This window comes from Candidatus Babeliales bacterium, from assembly GCA_035944115.1.
Classification (GTDB): domain Bacteria; phylum Babelota; class Babeliae; order Babelales; family Vermiphilaceae; genus DASZBJ01.
Map to the genome: position 1 here is coordinate 36,097 of DASZBJ010000046.1, position 16,523 is coordinate 52,619.

Here is a 16,523-nt window from a genome sequence, read left to right on the forward strand (position 1 = left end):
GGGAGGATCTTCGGTTTTTTATGGCGGAACTTATATTGTGCGTGCGCGCTGTTAATCCCCATATTATTGTTAAATGTATACCTGAAACGGGATATCTTACGGCAGATGAGATTAAAAAAACAGCGGAAGTCATGGTAAAAGCGGGTGCCGACTTTTTTAAAACATGTTCTGGAATGGGGCCTCGTGGCGCAACCGTTGAAGATGTGCAATTGGTACGTGCAGCCGTCGGTTCAGCTATTAAAATAAAAGTAGCGGGAGGGATTTCCGATTATCAGACAGCGTGCACATTTATTGCAGCTGGTGCAGATAGAATTGGTACCAGTCATGCTATTGAAATAGTAACAGAAATGGCGAGATAGCCATTGTATATAATAAAGAGAATGCAGAAAGGATATAGTTATGAACCGTATACGAGTTTTGGTAGCAATTAGTGTATCTTTGATGATGTTACGAATGGATGCCATTGTATTGCAGCAGGATAATGTCACACATACACCGACACAAGGACAGCTGAGATCTGCACAAGCACATATTGTTAGAATATGGCAAGGACGGCTAAGAGCTGCGCGAATGCGCAGGGCGAATGCACCCACAGAGGGAAGGCTGCATGCAAGCATGCCTACTAATCGGCAGCGTGTAGTAAATCTAGTAACAACAATTGGGTGTGGAGTTGCAATGTCTGAGGGATTATTTCGTTCAGTTGAACAATGTTTAGGTATGCAGTCATTACATGCAACGAATATGATTAGAGCGATGACTGCGGTGTTTACAGTAAAAGATATGATGTTATTGGTATATGATGCTGCGCTTTCTAGGTGGCTTTATATTCCTATGTTTTAGTTTTTCGGCGTTGGTGTTATCGCATTAATAAAAGTTATTATTTCTTGAAATTCAATATAATCGAGATCTTTATTAATTAAATGAGCGCTTTGATGGAGAGCATGCATCATCTCTTGTCTGTATCCCAAAATGCCTAATGCAAGGGCATAATGAACCAAAGCATTATGGGAGGCATCTGCGTAATTAAAATGTTGGGCCCATGCAACAAGTGCGGTTTGTGCTTGTATCAAAGCGTGTTTGCGTTTGCCTTTCAATAATAATTCTTTTGCATGGCAGGTTGCGCCGACTGCTTGGCGGTAATATGCAGTTGCAGCATAATGAGTCCATTCAGGCGTTCTCCAATAATCATACATCATTGCTATGCCAGCTTCATATTGCTCTAGATACATACCAAAGCGATGAAAATATTCATTTTTAAAATTGTAGCTGTCTGCTTTTGGTTGTTCGTCAACTTCGTTCATGAGTTTATCAAAAACTGTTTTTGATATTTTTTCTAATATATTTTTGAACGGTTCGTTATATAATTTTGAAAAATGAGCAATGGATATAGCAAGATATGTTTGCAGTGTAAAACTTTGTGGAAATTTTTCTAAACCATGCAGAATTGTTGCTAAAGATTTTTCATAATCGCCATCTGAGGTTGCACGTAATGCTTGTTTTGTGTATTCAAAAGCGTTTTCATGACTCATGACGGTAGTTTGAGGCAATGATGCGCACAGGGCGAGGGCATTGAGTATCGTATTGTTAGCTGTAATTGCAGAAATGGAGATCATAGAGGTTAATAATAATGTCTTTGTGAGTAGCTTCATAATATCCCTTTATATTTTGAGAAGTAATCATTCTATAGAAGACTATAAGATTTTTTTGTTGAGTAAAAGTGAATAGTGTGCTGTTTCATTTTCGTTTGCGCTTATTTTGGCAAGGATTGGCACAAGTCATGCAGTTGAAATAACAACTGAAATGATGGATAGTGATTATATAAAAAAACTAGAATGTAAAAAAAAGTATAAAACAACCATCTTAAAACAAGGATATGTATGAATCGCATGTGGATTTTTGCAGTACTATTTTTATCTATTTTCATGATTCAATTAGATGCACACGACTCGCACTGTGGGCAAAGCAATACCTGTTTATTAAGTCCACCCAAGTACAAATCAACTGTTTTACAGACTGCAGCTTCAGTGAATGCAGAACCGAAAAGCACATTAGTTACAGATGAACAGAAGAATGACAACGCTGTGCAACAAAAAGCAGATACAAGAGATTTTTGGGACAGGTACCCTCGTTTGACTGCAGTAAGTGATTTTATAGTTCTTGTTACCCTTATGGAAAGCGTTAAGCATTATTATTATGTGCGTAAGCCTACCCCTTCTCTTGTCACTAATGTCTGCAGAGTTTTATATGGGCTGGCGGGATTGCGAGTGCTATTAGGTAGATTGTAAAATACAACACTCGCGATGGAGCTGCTTTGTTGCATAATGTTGTGTTGTTGTAACAGTTGTTTTTTTTTACTTAATCGATGCAACTTTACAGCCGATCATTTCAATCAGACCTGTGCCTTTGCAATTAAATACTGCGGTCAGCGGACCAGCCGCTGCCCATAGACTTTCAAAAGTGAGTAAAATCTCCATCAATAAAAATCAAATCAATCTGTTGTTTGTGATCTCATTTTCTTTTCTGTCGCATAAGTGAGTAAAAGTATTTATTTAATTAGGGTTTCCTATATAATTGCATTATCTAGGGATGGAAACAGATTTGAATTATAAGGGTTTTATATGAAAAATATACGAGTTGTAGCATTAACTATAACGCTCTATTCTGTTGCACCATCTCATGCGGTAACATTTCGATTAGGGAGCATTGCAAATGAGTCAGTATTACCAATAATGAGTGCATCTATTCAAAAACAAGAATCTTCGTCAGTATTGCAAACTCAAAATGCAGTAGTGGAAAAGAAGCAGATCAATCGGCTATTGGCTTTTCGAGATAAATATAAGAGAGAACTTGCAATGCTGGGAACAGCAGCTACGGGAGTTGGTGCGATGATAGTTTTTTCAGGGTTGGCTTTGTGACGATGTAATTAGCGAGAGTTCTATGTAAGGAGCTCGTCCGAGAATTCTTGTCATCGTATTAAAGAGCAAGGTCTTCTTGGTCGTCTTCGCTCAGCTTCGCCGAGCAGGCCACCAACTTGTCAGCATTTTGCACCATGGATTAGTTTCTGGATAGGCTCTTAGTTTTGTGATAATCAGCAGCAATCTTTGCTCTTTGTATGTAGCATGTAGCGCCGCAAGGAGCGTTTGTACTTTCTGAATCTGGATTCCATTGTTGAAGTAGTACAGATAAAAGCGGACTTATTGTTGGTTTGCCGTTATGACAATCCTTTTTTACATATGCATTATAGAACTGACGTTTTAGTGGCCATTGACACTTTTTTGTGCACGCAGATTCGGGCTCATATGGCACGGGATGTAAAATTTTGCTATCACCGTTAACAGAGCTAGTAAGATAGCCGTCACATTTGGAGGGAAAAAGTGACAACGTTAAAGATGTGTATTGTACCCATTCATTGTGTACATTGAGAGCATGTGTGTGATCTGGTTTACATTGTGTTGATGTATCATCGATTATATGTTGTGAATGCACAGGGTCTATTATTGTTGGTGATTGTGCAATGCTGATAGCATGGTTTGAGAAACCTCTTGTATACCGTCTACCTGGTGATTGATCAAGATGAGTAAAGGATTGCGGGTGGTTTCGTTTTATGATTGTAGATAAGGTATAAAGAGTTGCGTTTTTCAGAGAATTAGCTTTTGTCAGCATGCCGTATAAATTGTTTCCGCAGAATGATATTGTTAAGCAGAGTAGTAAGGTCTTGTTCATGAATCAAATCTTTTTTTATAGTTAGGTCCTTATATTTTATGCATGCTCAGTTTCTTATTAATTTTTTTTTTGTCCAGTTACAAAAATGAGCGTTACGTTACAACGCGTAATAGAGGAATGGCGACGTACATTAAAGATTGTTTAAAAAAAGGTGGCACCATTGTTACAGGTGCCACCTTTTGTTTTCGCTAAATTTTAACCGTACTTATTATTTTGCAAGTGCGTATTGCTCGCCACAGCGGGCAATCAGAAGTTGCTTATCGCGCAGCGCATCTTTTTCTTCCCAGTATGCAATAAGCCGTCTTACCGGAATCTCTATGGTGCTTTTGCCTGCAAAGAATGTTCCATAATGCATAGGTATAAAACAATGTGCATTAAGATCGATAAAAGCATCTACTGCTTCAAGTGCATCAACATGAGATTCTTTATGTTTGTTTTCACCTTCGTCTGTAGGGCCGATAGGCATAAGAGCTATGTCGATATTCGGAAATGCTTGTGCTATTTGTTTAAAATGCGGTCCATATGCCGTATCACCAGCAAAGTAGATATTGGTATCTTTTGAACTGATCATCCAGCTGCTCCATAATGATGTACGGTAACTGCCAAGGCTGAATCTGATCGACCAGTGATATGCTGGTAAGCAAGAGATTGCGATTGGTTCACCATCGTTTGGAGTGAGCACCACTTGTTCCCACCACGTTCTGGTGATGATACGTTTTTTGTCAAAACCCATGCTCATTAATGTTTTTTTATTGCCTTTTGGTGCAAACACTAACGGTTTATACGTTTCATTTAATGTAGTTAAAGCCGTGGTATCCATATGGTCACTATGATTATGCGAAAGTACGATTGCATGGATAGGGGGTAGGTCTTCCATTTTGACCCCTGCTGGCATGCCGCGTTTTGATAATGATAATGGACCAACCTTAACGTCCCCAAATACAGGATCAGTGAGGATGTTAAACCCATTAATTTGTATTAAAAAGGTTGCATGGCCAATCCAAATTATTTTTGGTTCTATAGAGCCGATCCCAGGGACCGTTTGGGTTGGTTGTAAAAAATCAATAGCATTTACGGTATCAGGGGATTTTTCGCGACTAAAGAGAGATTTTATCTTGTTATACCATAGCTTAGGAAGTTTACGGGTAAGGAATGCTAGTGCCCGGCTCAAGTCGATATGAACATGTTTATCTTGCTCATTATAGTAGTATTTGCCATCTTTTTTGATTGGTAGCATAGGGTGGATTGATTCACTAGGAGTTGATTCTGTAGAGGATTGTAAGGCTGGTAATGACATTGTTTGCAGAGCAAGCATGGCCAATAAGACATAGTGTTTTAAAAATGGTTTATTCATGACTTTCCTTTAAAAATAAGGCCTTTGGCATTGAATGAGAGCTATTGGTCGAGTGGGCGGGTGGTAGTTAGCGCATTCAAGTGCTCGAGAACCGTGGTTACTATCTAATGTATAATAGTAATGGTAATGGCTACAAAAGCAACCGCTGTCCTTTCTGCGAGGGCATGGGGATGCAGGCATGATCGTGCGGCTATATGGGTTGTTGGAGTGCATTAAAGACAGCTTTTTTTCGTTCAGTTTCTTGTATATTAAAATATGGTAATTCTTTTTGTAAATCCTGAATAAAGCTTTTTACATCTGATTTAGGCAGCTTCCTTTGTAGGAATGACCGTACGCCCTCGCTCCAAATTTCTAGTAACCCTTCTTCTTGTGCCTTTTGCGAATAACTGTTCGCGCATGCCCTAAAATTAGATTGGTTGCCGTTGGCATCGGTAGCGGGGGAGTGAGAGCCAGCCTGTTCATGGTCACTGTTTCTGCGCGCATGTTCAAGTTCGTGGGTGATTACTGCATCAATACCTGCAGCGCTATCAAAAAGATATTTATATATAGGATCATTTTTGATAGCAGTCATATCACCATGGAGTAACTTTATTAAAAAGACAAAATAGCGGGTCATAGAAATGTGTGCCAAATTGAGAGTCACTGTTTTAGTTATTGGATGATATGATCCAAGGCTATTACTGCTGTTATCATATTCTAATGCAACAGCGATTTTTTGTTTTGAACCTATAAGGTGCATAAATGTATTACAGTAGCTTGAGAGGCTATGATGCATGATGGCGTAAGCGATTCTGATGGTATGAGGAGCATATATTGGTCGTACATTTTCTCCTTTGCGTGCTTGTGCAGTTTCGTCTGCTGAAAAATCTATTTTTGCTTCAATATCAATTCTTTTTTGTTCGAACCATGGAATGACTGCGTTGTGTACCAGTAGGGTTTCTATTGTATCGGTATGGGCTATCTTGTGTTCGAATTCTGCCTTCCATGCGTTAAAAATACGCATGCTGATGACATTGTATTGTTGCATGACAGCATCAAGATCATCGAGCAATTGTTTCTTTAACTGTTCTTTGTCTGAATATGAGATGTTTTCATCGAATACAGAGGCTATTTTTTTTGTATTCTTGGCATTCCATTGTTCGGCGGCTTGTTTAGCCCGCTGTTTGTTAGCATCGATTTGTGGGACTAAGGTTTGATAGCCGTATTGTATCTGATCATAGAAGCTTGGCAATGCTGCATGATGGAGGTCAGATGGTTTAAAATAGGTAAAGAACGATGGAATATCAAAGGTGCTGCCAGGTTTATGATGATAAAAATCGCTTAATTTCTTTTGGAACAAATCGCTATCATGTTTTGCGAGCGCCAGTTGGGTAAAGTTATCCACTTTGCTGCCAAAATGAGTGAACACTTTTTTGAAGAAGTTTATATTACTCCTTCCCTCAGTGAGTCCTATAAAATAATATGCATTGAGGAGTTTTTCTTTCAGGATGCTAACGTTTTCTGGAGGGATTTGAAGTTGTGTTCTGCTTTGTACCGGTTCATAAAATCCGGTGGGAAGATTGATGATGTATCCATAACTGAGCTGTGTGATAATGTCTGGTGGTAGTAGTTTAATTTGTTTGGCAAAGGATGCGAGCGATCTGAAGGGGACGCCACCAGTGGTAATGTAGCTTTGGTATAATGGATCATGTCTTTTTGTGATGGTACATTCGGTTTTTTCTACTGACTTATCATATTTAAAGAGGAATGTCGTTGGCGGATTTAGCTCAGTTAACTGATTGTTTTCTTTAAGTTTTACGACTATGCGATTGTTATTAGGAAGTTCGATATTTGTCGCTCCCACACAGTTATAGAGATAATCTTTGATATATAAAAAATCTGTATGTAATTTTTCTATACTTTCTTTGCGGAATAAGATTTTTATTGTAGTGCCAAAAAATCGTTTGTTCGATCCTGCAATAGCGTGAGAAATATCTTGTGCGGTGATGGTCAAATCTTGTACGCGCCCGGTTTGTGGATTACGCATCGGTTTTATCACGAGAGCATATGTTTTATTGGGACTATCAAGTAATCGAGTAATAACAAAGACGGCATCAGCTTGCTGATATATTTTGAAAAGACCATTGCCCATGTCTCCAATGTTGCCGAGTTCAGGATTTTTATTACTAAAATCAGGGATTAAAAAATCAGTCATAAGGCTTTTGAGCGAAGGAAATCCTATGAAGTCTCTGATAGATAATTCAAGTTGTTTTACTTGAGAAGCTGTGGTAATTGATGCCACCTGGAACTGTATTTGCGATGCTTCGTGTAAAACCTGCTCCTCGCTATACCGTGAAGTACGAGCCTCATATGATTTTTTATAGTGAGGTGCTCCTTGCATGACATCTGCGACAAATGCTTTAATAACATCAACAGAGTTTTGCAAGCTTTCGGTAATAGTTGCGGTAATAGGGCTTTTTTCGCTTCCTGCTTCGATAGCTTGTTCAATTTTATCAAAAGCGACTTCAATATCTTGCGACGTAATTTTTTGAACGAGTGCATCGAGAGAACACAGAGCATGTTTTTGTGTTGCTTCAAATAGTTCTTCAAGCCCGGCTTGCTGACAATGTGCGTTAATGAGTTGTTTAAGGGTAAATGATTGCGGTTTTACGTGTTGAGCTGCAGCGGGTAAAAATTGTTGTTTTTCCCGTAATGCACCACCAACCTGCGCAGTAGTCTGTTCAAGGTAACTGGTTATGAGTGTGCTAATAGGTTCTTTACTAATAAATTCTGTACGTTCTTTTAAGGTCGGCGTCGTTCGATTTGTATTGTAGATATCATTAATGCGTTCAGGTTCTATTTTTTCTCTGATGAAATGGGCCATTGTAAAGGTGAGCGCATTAGCGACTTCATCTTTGTATGTTTTAAATGTGGATTTTGGAGCCTCATTTACTATTGTGTGACATATAAAAGATAGTTCTGCTGGGTTACGCGCTTCTTTTAAGATTGTTTTAATATAAGTACCATCTATTTGTTCCTTTAAAAGGAGTGCGAGCAGGGATAGTGGCGTGTTTGATAAAATGGATGGTATATATATAACCTTATTCATAAGATCTTGTGCGGTTTTCATCTTATCTGTTTTAAAGATAAAATCTGCGATTTGAAAATCCAGTAATTTGTTATAGAGCAGGCGATCACGTCGTATGAATTCAATAAAACGTATGATGTCGGCAGCATCTACATCAGGTTGAGCTTGAATGGCTTTACTGGCTGATGATGAGCCATATGAGTATGATATATCATTGTCTTGGATATGCAGATGATCTTTGTACATGCTAATTAAAGAATTTGTGGTATCTATGAAAATCTTTTTTTCTGCAGGAGGCAATGACGCCATATCATTGACTTGTAAATAGAGCAACAGCAGTTCTATAAGTGGCTGGGGAAGATTTGCATCTTCGACTGTCTTTGCTACAGTTTGTTGTAAATTCATAGTGGTGGCTATGAAATCCTGTTTTTCCAAAGCCACTTGCTGTGCGAGCTTTTCTGATAATCCTTTATATGAAACTAAGAATGATTTTTCAAAAGGCAGGTCTGACTCCTTACCGATGAAGTTTTTCTTTTTATCTAATAAGCTGAAAAATAAATTTTCTACATAGCTAAGATCTTTTTTGGCAGGTAAAGGCCAAATTTTCTTTTTGATTATGGTATCAAAAACGTATTGGTTGTCAGATAGTTGTGCTTGCCTAATTAGAGCAGAAAGTATTGTGTTGAGTATGTTTACCGGAGATAGAGGAACTAATTTTTTGTTTTGTGATAAGAAAGTAGTGAGGTTTGTTTGTATGAGATTAATTTGTTGTGCAAAAGAGAGATTATTCCAGCCAGGTTGTTGTGTCATTTTAAAAAACATTTGTATAAATGGTTTGTTGGGTAACAGTTCCTCATCGGATAATGTGACACGATAATAACCTTTTTGATCGATAAAGATTGTATTTGCAAATTTTACGGAGAGAGTTTTGGGTATTTCATCAAGGGTGTATTTTTGTTTTATAAAATTTGGGTTTTTTTCTCGACTACCGTCACACAATTCAACAATTCCAGATAAGATCTCACGCATATATTGCGCTAGATGCGACATATCAGTTAAAGCAGCTAGTGGTAAATAAACAAGAAAGGTATTGTTGTCTATCCTGCTAACACCGTTTTCTAAATTTTTTTCTTTCATGCATGATGGTGTATAGCAGACGATTACATGGTTATACGAATTGGGTATTCTAAATTTATTGATCAGGAGATCGGCATATTTTTTTAAAAAAGCGCTTGCAACTGCGTTATCGGTTTGTTCGTTAAAAATAGGAGTCTGTAGTGAGATTCCTGGCATCTTTGCTGATGCAGTTGGATCAGACAGTAAAATAGTTTGAGGGATAGCCTCTGGTTGTACCGGTTGTTGAGCAGGAGTGAGCATCGTGATTGTATAGCGGCTAATAATAGCTTGCGAAAGAACGCTCTGGTAGTTTTGGTATGCAGCATTAGCTCCCCCTTTTTTTATTGTTTCTTGTACAAGCGATACAGGGACAAACAGTGATTTAAATAAACCAAGATCTTGTATGCGAGCATATTTTTGACCGGGATGAGTAAGCAGTTCGTCAGGAAGGAAAAAAACCTGTTTCCCTGCAATGAGTTGACCTTGTATTCCATCATATATGAGATTTTTTCTCACACTATCGATTGGGGATAGGTGCGGTTTGCCAGAATAAAATTCATTGAGCGATGTGATTGAATATTCTTTTAAAAATCGTTCTAATAAAAAGTAGTTATATGATACTAATAATGGTTCAAGCGGTAAAAGCACTTGATTAGGGGGATTGTTAGGAGCATACGTTTTGGTTATAAACTGTATAAAGTTATAAATTATCATGTAGTAATCTGAATGCACCGGTATAATGTTGTCATTCGTTTCAAGCAGTTCAGTGACCGCTGTTTTGATGTATCCAGTAAAGAGACCATTAATTTGCTGCGCTGCAGTTTGTTCTTCCCAATTTTTAAACCCAGTATAGAGCGCAGCCACTAATGCTTGCTGTGCAAGTAATAGTGGATTTTTTGCGGGGTCATTTTCTTTTGCCAGTGTAATGAGCTCTTCAATACTATTTTGTATCACCTGTTGCAGGTATGTTTGTTCAAAGCTAACTCCTGTCGGGGCTATGTATACCTCATTGCGTGCGATGGTCAGCTGTGTTCGTTGTGGCATAGTAATCAATAAATCTTTGCATTGTCGGTTATGGTCATAAATACATTGTTTTAATGCTAACTTAACGGAAATGAGGCCATTGATTGAAATAAGGAAATATGAAACATTTGGTATACGATTTCCTTTGAATTCAACAAGGCGCGCAGGAATAATTTTTTGCTCTTGTGCGGGTTCTGCAGGAGATTTTCCTTTTGATGAAGAGCTTGGCACCAGTAATTTGGTGAGCGCTGCATCAAAACAGATACCAGATCCTGTATCGCTGGTGGTTATGCTCTTCTTGGAAAGAGTGGTGTAGACGTGGGCCGGATTTTTTATAGTAGGTTGACCGATGATTTCTTGTATCGGTTGTGCATTGGTTTCAGTAGTGAGATGCAGAATGCCGTACTGATAAAAATCAAGATAATGCATGTAATCTCGTATTTCTTGGAGGAGATCTGTAGTGAATGGTTTGTTAGGGACAATCCTAATGATAGTACCTGGTACGCTGTTGAGTGTTTCTGGTGATAGGATATCAAAGGTTGCCGTAATATTATTTTGTGGAGATTGCTGCAAAGTGATGCTGTATGCAAATAGGCCCGATGTTGTTTTTGTGCAGGTTTGTATAATAATTTTTGCGCCGTTAGTTTCTGCATCGGATAAAAAGCTCAAAATAGAAAAGAAGCCCATACCGAATTTTCCGATAGAGTATGCTTGATTTGCAAGCATACTATCAAAGCCATTAACGACGATTTCTAGTACCGATCGTGCGCTCGTATGAAAGACCCGTGTCGCAGCATTGCGGATCCATTTGAGTACCATTTTGTGACGCGTTGGATTTGTGGACTGCATAGAATTCAGAAGATTTTCTCCTGATACGTAGCTTTCAATAATATTTGATAAGGGGATAGTTACACTCTTCTTTTGAATCAGTTCATTTTTGAATGCTTCAATAGTTGCACTTGATATATCTGCGCATTCCTGGGCTTCAAATTGTTGTATATGACCTGGTTCTATAGGAGGGGTTGTTGGTATAGGTTGTGGCTTTGGAGCTTGTTGAACAGGGCTTGGTTTTACTATTGGTTTTGCGGCAGGCTTAGCTGCTGGTCGAGCGGGTGCAGGAGCAGGTATGACTTTTTGTGGCATGCCAGCCGGAGCCTTGGCGAAGGATGGTGCAGGCCTTGCTGGCGTTACCACAGGTCGTCTTGCAGGTGCAGGCGCTGGTCTAGCTGCTGGGCGAGCGGGTACTGCAGGAACTATTTTTGCTGCTGGCGCAGGTTTTAAAATCGGCGTTACCATAGTAGGTTTTGGTCTTGCTATTGGGGTAGCTGGTTTTACAGCAGGTATAGGTCTAACAGGTACTTTTTGTGGCATGCCAGCCGTCCTGTTCGTCGTAGCCTTGACGGAGTCGGAAGCCTTGGCGAAGGATGGAACTGCTGCTGGTTTAGTTGGAGGTTTTATTGGCGGAGCTGGCCTTAAAGGTGCAGCAGGTGTGGGTCTAACAGGCGCTTTTTGTGGCATGCCAGCCGTAGCCTTGGCGAAGGATGGTGCTAGAGGCTTTTGAGTAACGGGTCGCTTTGCTGTTGATTTGACCGGCGCGGGCCGAGCGGCTTGTCTTTTTCGGGGAGCTGCCGAGTACAGAGGTACAGCAGAGAAAGCAAGAACAATATAAAGAAACAGTACTTGTATCATCACACAACGCCTTTTTTTTATACATATAAGGCCATACTATAGATTGTAGGTTTGTATTTGCAATGATTGTTTTTTGATGAAGAGAATTGGTGTAAGTAGAGGCTGTTGTGCAATTCATTGCATTGGATAATCGGGTCTGGTATAGTTAATTATATAGTTATAAATCATTTAATGGTGTATCAGTCATGCAAAAGAGCTTTGGTTTATCTGCCCATGATGCTCAGGAGCTGTACAATCGTAGTACAAGCCTCCAATTTGCTGTTTCTGGTCATTTATCTTTAATGTCTATTGTTGTTGTCCGTAACCTGTGTGGGTTCTGCGGATTTTTTTCTTTTTGGTGGTGGGCGTAACGCCCAACATTTTTTTCACATGGCGTATCGCCATTTTACCCTTTTATTATTGTTTTTTTGAGTAGTTGCTGTGGAAATTGTTGTCCAATTTTTACGGTAACAATGATTATTGTATTAAAATTTTTGTGCGTCGCGCTTTGTGCTACGCATACATAATGAGTAAGGAATTTGTATGAAAATGTATATGAATGTTGTGGCAGTAGCAGTTTTTGCTATAGCAATGGTTGGCTTGCTGTTTTATAAGCAAAATAAGCACCTTGAAGCACCTGCGGGTCAGATAAAGATTGCGATTCTCACTCCAACCACGCACCCAGCATTACAAGAAATTGAGCGGGGATTTAAAGAGATCGTGCAAGAGAGTGATGGTAAGCAATGTCTGTTTACAACCTTTAACGCGAATGGTAATAAGACCTTGCTTCGTGCGCAAGCAGAAGAGATGGTGAGTGGTGGTTATGATCTACTCTTTACAATTGGTGCAGGATGTTGCCAAACGATAGCGGAGTTGCTAAAGAAAAAAAACGTTGCTACGCCACATATATTTACCGCAGTAGATGGTCCAGAATTTGCACAATCAATAATGGATTTAAATACATCATCAACGGGCGTGTATGTGAAGTCTGATTACAAAACGGAGATGGATATTGTGCATCTGCTTAAACCAAACATAAAAAACATGTTGTTGGTATACGACCCAACGCACGGTGTTGGTTTAGAAAAAGATAAACAAGAGATTGCAGAATATATCAAAAAGTTTGGTATTACGTTGCATGCGGTTGAGATTTATCAAACGAATGAAATACAGCAAAAGGTAGCAGCGTTACTGCCATCAATGGATGTTCTTTTGATACTTGCGGATAATACGGTGGTTGCGGGTATTGATGCGCTGATTACCTTATGTAATCGTTACGGTGTAACATTGTTTGCGTCTGATTTAGAGTCGGGTAAAAAAGGTGCAGCGCTTGCATATGGTGTCACTGAATATGAATCAGGAAGCGAGGCGGCGCAAAAAGCATTGGAAATATTGTTTGATGGGAAAAGGCCGGCAGAATTGGGATTGCGTGCGGTAACAAAGTTCCGTGTTGCAGTGAATACAGCAACTGCCGCGATGCAAAACGTCATAATAGATACGCAGATAGTAGAGCAGCTTAAAGCGATGCAGGTGTATCATGATTAATACAGTATTAGTGATTATTGAACAATCGCTTTTGCATTTACCATTAATGTTCGGTGCATATATTAGTTTTTCATTATTAAAGGTGCCAGATTTAAGCATAGAAACTGCGTATGTATTTGGAGCAATCACCGGTTCGCAGTTATTAGGCGCGCAGATGCCGATTGGATTGTTGTTAGCAGTAATTATTATCAGTAGTTTGGTTGGCGGTGCGTTAGTCGGATTTGTGGCAAGTATGCTGACCCAAAAAGGAATGTTTCCTCATTTGCTCAGTAGCATTATTACGTTTGGATTGTTTCATGGCATTAATCAGTGTATCTCTCCGGCATATGTATCGCTTACTGCATATGGTAATCCGTTAACATTGTGCGATGTCATTCCACAGCATCCTGAGCTACTGATGTTGCTGTTGATTGGAATTATCATAACATGCGGCATGTATTTTTTATTACGCACGCAGATTGGATATGCATATGCCGTGTATGGGAATAATCCGCAATTTTTTAGTTGTTATGGCATATCAACTTCTTTTGTTTTTATCTCAGGTGTGATGCTTGCCAATGCGCTTGCGGGAGTGAGTGGATATTTGTTTGCGCAATCAAATAGTTTTATTGAACTTAATATGGGCCTTGGTAAAGCGTTATTGTGTATTACCGCCCTTATTTTAGGTAAGGCGGTAGTACGAACTCAAAAACCGTTTTCAATTTTGATACCGCTTGCAGGTACATTTGCATATTTCACGCTGCAACAGGTGCTCTTGAAAGTCGGGTTTAATTTGCAATATTTTACTGCAGTACAGGCGTTATTGGTGTTATCTGTTTTATTGCATACCTATCGTAATAAATCAGCGCGATGTGGTACCGATAATTTGGGAGTGTAATACATGAATATTAAAAATCTTTCATTTAAATTTGATCAAAGTAGTAGTGATTTTTTTAAGAATCTTACGATTACTTTTGAACCAAATACCGTACATGTTATCCAAGGTGATAACGGGGTAGGCAAATCAACATTGTTTTCTATTTTGCAAGGAGTGACGCAGAAAAATGCCATTCTTGATGCAACAATAGAATTAGATCGTGTGATCTATACAGCTGATAATAATGCGCTACCTCATGCTTTTACTCACCAGGTGCATACTGTGTTACAAAAATATGACAGCATGCTTGCTAACCAATTTAGTTTTGTGCAAAATCTGCAACTTGCTAATATGGCACGCTATCCCGGTTTGCAAGGATTACCAGAAGCGACATTATTGAATTTCGTCACCGCATTACAGATACATCCAGATATTCCAGTACATCTGCTTTCTGGTGGCCAGCGGCAGCTGCTTGCAATCTGTATGGCGTTACAAAAATCGACAAAATTGTTGTTGCTTGATGAACCAACGGCGACGCTTGATAAAAAGAATGCACATCATGTAATGCGCTGTTTGTATCAGCTTGCACAAGAGCTTAAGGTAACGATGGTTGTGATATGTCATGATAAGGAGTTGGTGGCGGAGTATGCGCAAGGAAACAGTTTTATTATGGAGCAATCAGAAGATGGGCTGCGGGTGTTGCGAGTGGTATAGATTAGCTCTTATTATTGCATTGTATAAACAATAATTTTTTAAGTTTGCGTTAAGAGCAATACCTGCTACAATCTACAGCCGTATTAATCAGAAGTTTTCATTAGTCACATTATAAAAAGGTAACAAAATTATGAATAAAAAATGTATCTATGCATTGGCAATGATTACATTTTCTATGCCTCTCTATCCAGTGCTCAAAGTTGGCCATCGTGGTGCGTGTGGCTATGAGCCAGATAATACGTTGCGATCATTTGCTAAGGCAATTAGCTTCGGTGTGGATATGATTGAACTTGATGTCCATGTTTGCAAGTCAGGAGAGCTTGTAGTATTTCATGATCATAAACTTAATAAAATAGTTCGCGATGGTGGCTATGTTGCACAAAAAACATTAGCAGAGTTGCAAGCGCTTGACGTGGGCAAAGGAGAAGCAATACCAACATTGTCACAAGTTTTTGATCTTATGGCTCCTACCAATATTATTATCAATATTGAATTGAAAGGAATGGGGACGGCACAAGCAGTTGCAGAACTTATACAGCTCTATGTACGGGAAAAAGGATATTCGTATGAGCGGTTTGTAGTAACTTCTTTTAATCATTATGAATTAGAAACGTTCCGTACATTTTGTGCAGAGGTTTCTATGGGTGCGATTATAAATGGACTGCCGATTGGACTTGCAGAATTTGGTGAACGAGTAGGAGCGTCTTGCATTGTTGTTGATATTAACTGTATGAATCAAGCCTTGGTTGATGATGCGCATGCACGTGGTATGAAGATTATGGTGTATACCGTCAACGATTATGATGATATAGCATTAATGAAAGCAATGGGAGTTGACGGTATAATCTCAAATTTTCCTGACCGTATTTAATCTTTTTTTATCTGAGCAAGACAGTTCGGGTGGCAGTGATCTACATTCCAAAGAGGACTGATTGTTGCATCATCACCATAGCAATATTTTTCTTGATAAGCTTTAAGAAATTGTTGTTTTTGTTGCGATAGGCATCCATTTTCTCCTTCCTGTGTGCAGGTAGAAGCAGGTATGTTGAGCAGGGGATGCCAATCAACTCCATTGTTTTTAGGGAAGTTTGTAAGATAGCGGCCATATTCTTCAGGAAATTCTTTTCTAAAGAGGGTCCAAAGAGCATGAAGGGGTCTGCTGAACATATCGTATTGAATATTGCGCTCGTATACCAACAGTTTGTATTTTATCAATTCATCTCTCACATGGAGCGCCTGTTCATGGGATGCACGTTCACCATGTAACGCTGATTGTGCGTGTATACCGAGAGTGCGAGGTGCTTGGTTTTTGTGATATGATCCTGCTACACTTTTGTAGACATGAAGAACTTGTAGTAAACTAACAATTACGAGGGACTTTATGAGAAAAATAAGAATTTATGATAAAGAATTTAAATTAAATGCCTTAGAACTGTATACAGCGGGCAAAACAGGCA

General features: G+C 39.1%; 14 protein-coding genes. 9 read left to right on the forward strand and 5 right to left on the reverse strand.

The features are described 5' to 3' along the window. Window positions 1-20 precede the first annotated feature (20 nt). Window positions 21-359 carry a hypothetical protein gene (locus VGT41_05900; protein ID HEV2601794.1) on the forward strand — a complete coding sequence of 113 codons (339 nt, stop codon included), beginning with the start codon at window positions 21-23 and terminating at the stop codon, window positions 357-359. A 40-nt stretch (window positions 360-399) separates the two neighbouring features. After that, a complete protein-coding gene (locus VGT41_05905; GenBank protein ID HEV2601795.1) occupies window positions 400-840 on the forward strand; it encodes a hypothetical protein in 441 nt (146 codons plus the stop codon). Here VGT41_05905 and VGT41_05910 read toward each other — a convergent pair. Next, the gene (locus VGT41_05910; GenBank protein ID HEV2601796.1) at window positions 837-1,649 is read right to left on the reverse strand and encodes a hypothetical protein; all 813 of its coding nucleotides are present in this window, start codon (window positions 1,647-1,649) and stop codon (window positions 837-839) included. The genes VGT41_05905 and VGT41_05910 overlap by 4 nt on opposite strands. 228 nt (window positions 1,650-1,877) lie before the next feature. On the opposite strand from VGT41_05910, the gene VGT41_05915 reads away from it, so the two are divergent. Beyond that, window positions 1,878-2,285, forward strand: coding sequence for a hypothetical protein (locus tag VGT41_05915; GenBank protein ID HEV2601797.1), 408 nt, complete (start codon window positions 1,878-1,880; stop codon window positions 2,283-2,285). A 333-nt stretch (window positions 2,286-2,618) separates the two neighbouring features. Further along, window positions 2,619-2,915 (forward strand): hypothetical protein, encoded by a 297-nt coding sequence (locus VGT41_05920; GenBank protein ID HEV2601798.1) that lies wholly within the window; start codon window positions 2,619-2,621, stop codon window positions 2,913-2,915. A 139-nt stretch (window positions 2,916-3,054) separates the two neighbouring features. Here VGT41_05920 and VGT41_05925 read toward each other — a convergent pair whose 3' ends face one another. The 3 genes from VGT41_05925 to VGT41_05935 form a co-directional block, all read right to left on the reverse strand. Continuing rightward, the gene (locus tag VGT41_05925; GenBank protein HEV2601799.1) at window positions 3,055-3,723 is read right to left on the reverse strand and encodes a hypothetical protein; all 669 of its coding nucleotides are present in this window, start codon (window positions 3,721-3,723) and stop codon (window positions 3,055-3,057) included. A 208-nt stretch (window positions 3,724-3,931) separates the two neighbouring features. After that, window positions 3,932-5,077 carry an MBL fold metallo-hydrolase gene (locus VGT41_05930; GenBank protein HEV2601800.1) on the reverse strand — a complete coding sequence of 382 codons (1,146 nt, stop codon included), beginning with the start codon at window positions 5,075-5,077 and terminating at the stop codon, window positions 3,932-3,934. Between the two features lie 190 nt (window positions 5,078-5,267). After that, window positions 5,268-11,426 (reverse strand): hypothetical protein, encoded by a 6,159-nt coding sequence (locus tag VGT41_05935; protein ID HEV2601801.1) that lies wholly within the window; start codon window positions 11,424-11,426, stop codon window positions 5,268-5,270. On the opposite strand from VGT41_05935, the gene VGT41_05940 reads away from it, so the two are divergent. The 5 genes from VGT41_05940 to VGT41_05960 all read left to right on the forward strand — a co-directional run bounded on the left by VGT41_05940 (window position 11,410) and on the right by VGT41_05960 (window position 15,937). Beyond that, window positions 11,410-11,844 carry a hypothetical protein gene (locus tag VGT41_05940; protein ID HEV2601802.1) on the forward strand — a complete coding sequence of 145 codons (435 nt, stop codon included), beginning with the start codon at window positions 11,410-11,412 and terminating at the stop codon, window positions 11,842-11,844. The two genes, VGT41_05935 and VGT41_05940, sit on opposite strands and share 17 nt — an antisense overlap. Window positions 11,845-12,494: 650 nt before the next feature. Next, window positions 12,495-13,496 carry an ABC transporter substrate-binding protein gene (locus tag VGT41_05945; GenBank protein ID HEV2601803.1) on the forward strand — a complete coding sequence of 334 codons (1,002 nt, stop codon included), beginning with the start codon at window positions 12,495-12,497 and terminating at the stop codon, window positions 13,494-13,496. Further along, entirely contained in the window at window positions 13,489-14,373 is an 885-nt protein-coding gene (locus VGT41_05950; protein HEV2601804.1) for a hypothetical protein, read from the forward strand. Before VGT41_05945 ends, VGT41_05950 begins: the two co-directional genes overlap by 8 nt. Before the next feature lie 3 nt (window positions 14,374-14,376). Continuing rightward, complete coding sequence (locus tag VGT41_05955; GenBank protein ID HEV2601805.1) at window positions 14,377-15,066, forward strand: energy-coupling factor ABC transporter ATP-binding protein; 690 nt, start codon at window positions 14,377-14,379, stop codon at window positions 15,064-15,066. A 130-nt stretch (window positions 15,067-15,196) separates the two neighbouring features. Beyond that, window positions 15,197-15,937 (forward strand): glycerophosphodiester phosphodiesterase, encoded by a 741-nt coding sequence (locus VGT41_05960; protein HEV2601806.1) that lies wholly within the window; start codon window positions 15,197-15,199, stop codon window positions 15,935-15,937. On the opposite strand, the gene VGT41_05965 is transcribed toward VGT41_05960, so the two are convergent. After that, entirely contained in the window at window positions 15,934-16,293 is a 360-nt protein-coding gene (locus VGT41_05965) for a hypothetical protein (GenBank protein ID HEV2601807.1), read from the reverse strand. The two genes, VGT41_05960 and VGT41_05965, sit on opposite strands and share 4 nt — an antisense overlap. Between the last annotated feature and the right edge of the window lie 230 nt (window positions 16,294-16,523).

Coding starts and splice junctions, on each gene's coding strand:
- VGT41_05955 (HEV2601805.1), top strand. CDS start 14,377: ATGAATATTAAAAATCTTTCATTTAAATTTGATCAAAGTAGTAGTGAT.
- VGT41_05950 (HEV2601804.1), top strand. CDS start 13,489: ATGATTAATACAGTATTAGTGATTATTGAACAATCGCTTTTGCATTTA.
- VGT41_05900 (HEV2601794.1), top strand. CDS start 21: ATGGCGGAACTTATATTGTGCGTGCGCGCTGTTAATCCCCATATTATT.
- VGT41_05940 (HEV2601802.1), top strand. CDS start 11,410: ATGACTTTTTGTGGCATGCCAGCCGGAGCCTTGGCGAAGGATGGTGCA.
- VGT41_05910 (HEV2601796.1), bottom strand. CDS start 1,649: ATGAAGCTACTCACAAAGACATTATTATTAACCTCTATGATCTCCATT.
- VGT41_05915 (HEV2601797.1), top strand. CDS start 1,878: ATGAATCGCATGTGGATTTTTGCAGTACTATTTTTATCTATTTTCATG.
- VGT41_05960 (HEV2601806.1), top strand. CDS start 15,197: ATGAATAAAAAATGTATCTATGCATTGGCAATGATTACATTTTCTATG.
- VGT41_05945 (HEV2601803.1), top strand. CDS start 12,495: ATGAAAATGTATATGAATGTTGTGGCAGTAGCAGTTTTTGCTATAGCA.
- VGT41_05925 (HEV2601799.1), bottom strand. CDS start 3,723: ATGAACAAGACCTTACTACTCTGCTTAACAATATCATTCTGCGGAAAC.
- VGT41_05930 (HEV2601800.1), bottom strand. CDS start 5,077: ATGAATAAACCATTTTTAAAACACTATGTCTTATTGGCCATGCTTGCT.
- VGT41_05905 (HEV2601795.1), top strand. CDS start 400: ATGAACCGTATACGAGTTTTGGTAGCAATTAGTGTATCTTTGATGATG.
- VGT41_05935 (HEV2601801.1), bottom strand. CDS start 11,426: ATGCCACAAAAAGTCATACCTGCTCCTGCACCCGCTCGACCAGCAGCT.
- VGT41_05920 (HEV2601798.1), top strand. CDS start 2,619: ATGAAAAATATACGAGTTGTAGCATTAACTATAACGCTCTATTCTGTT.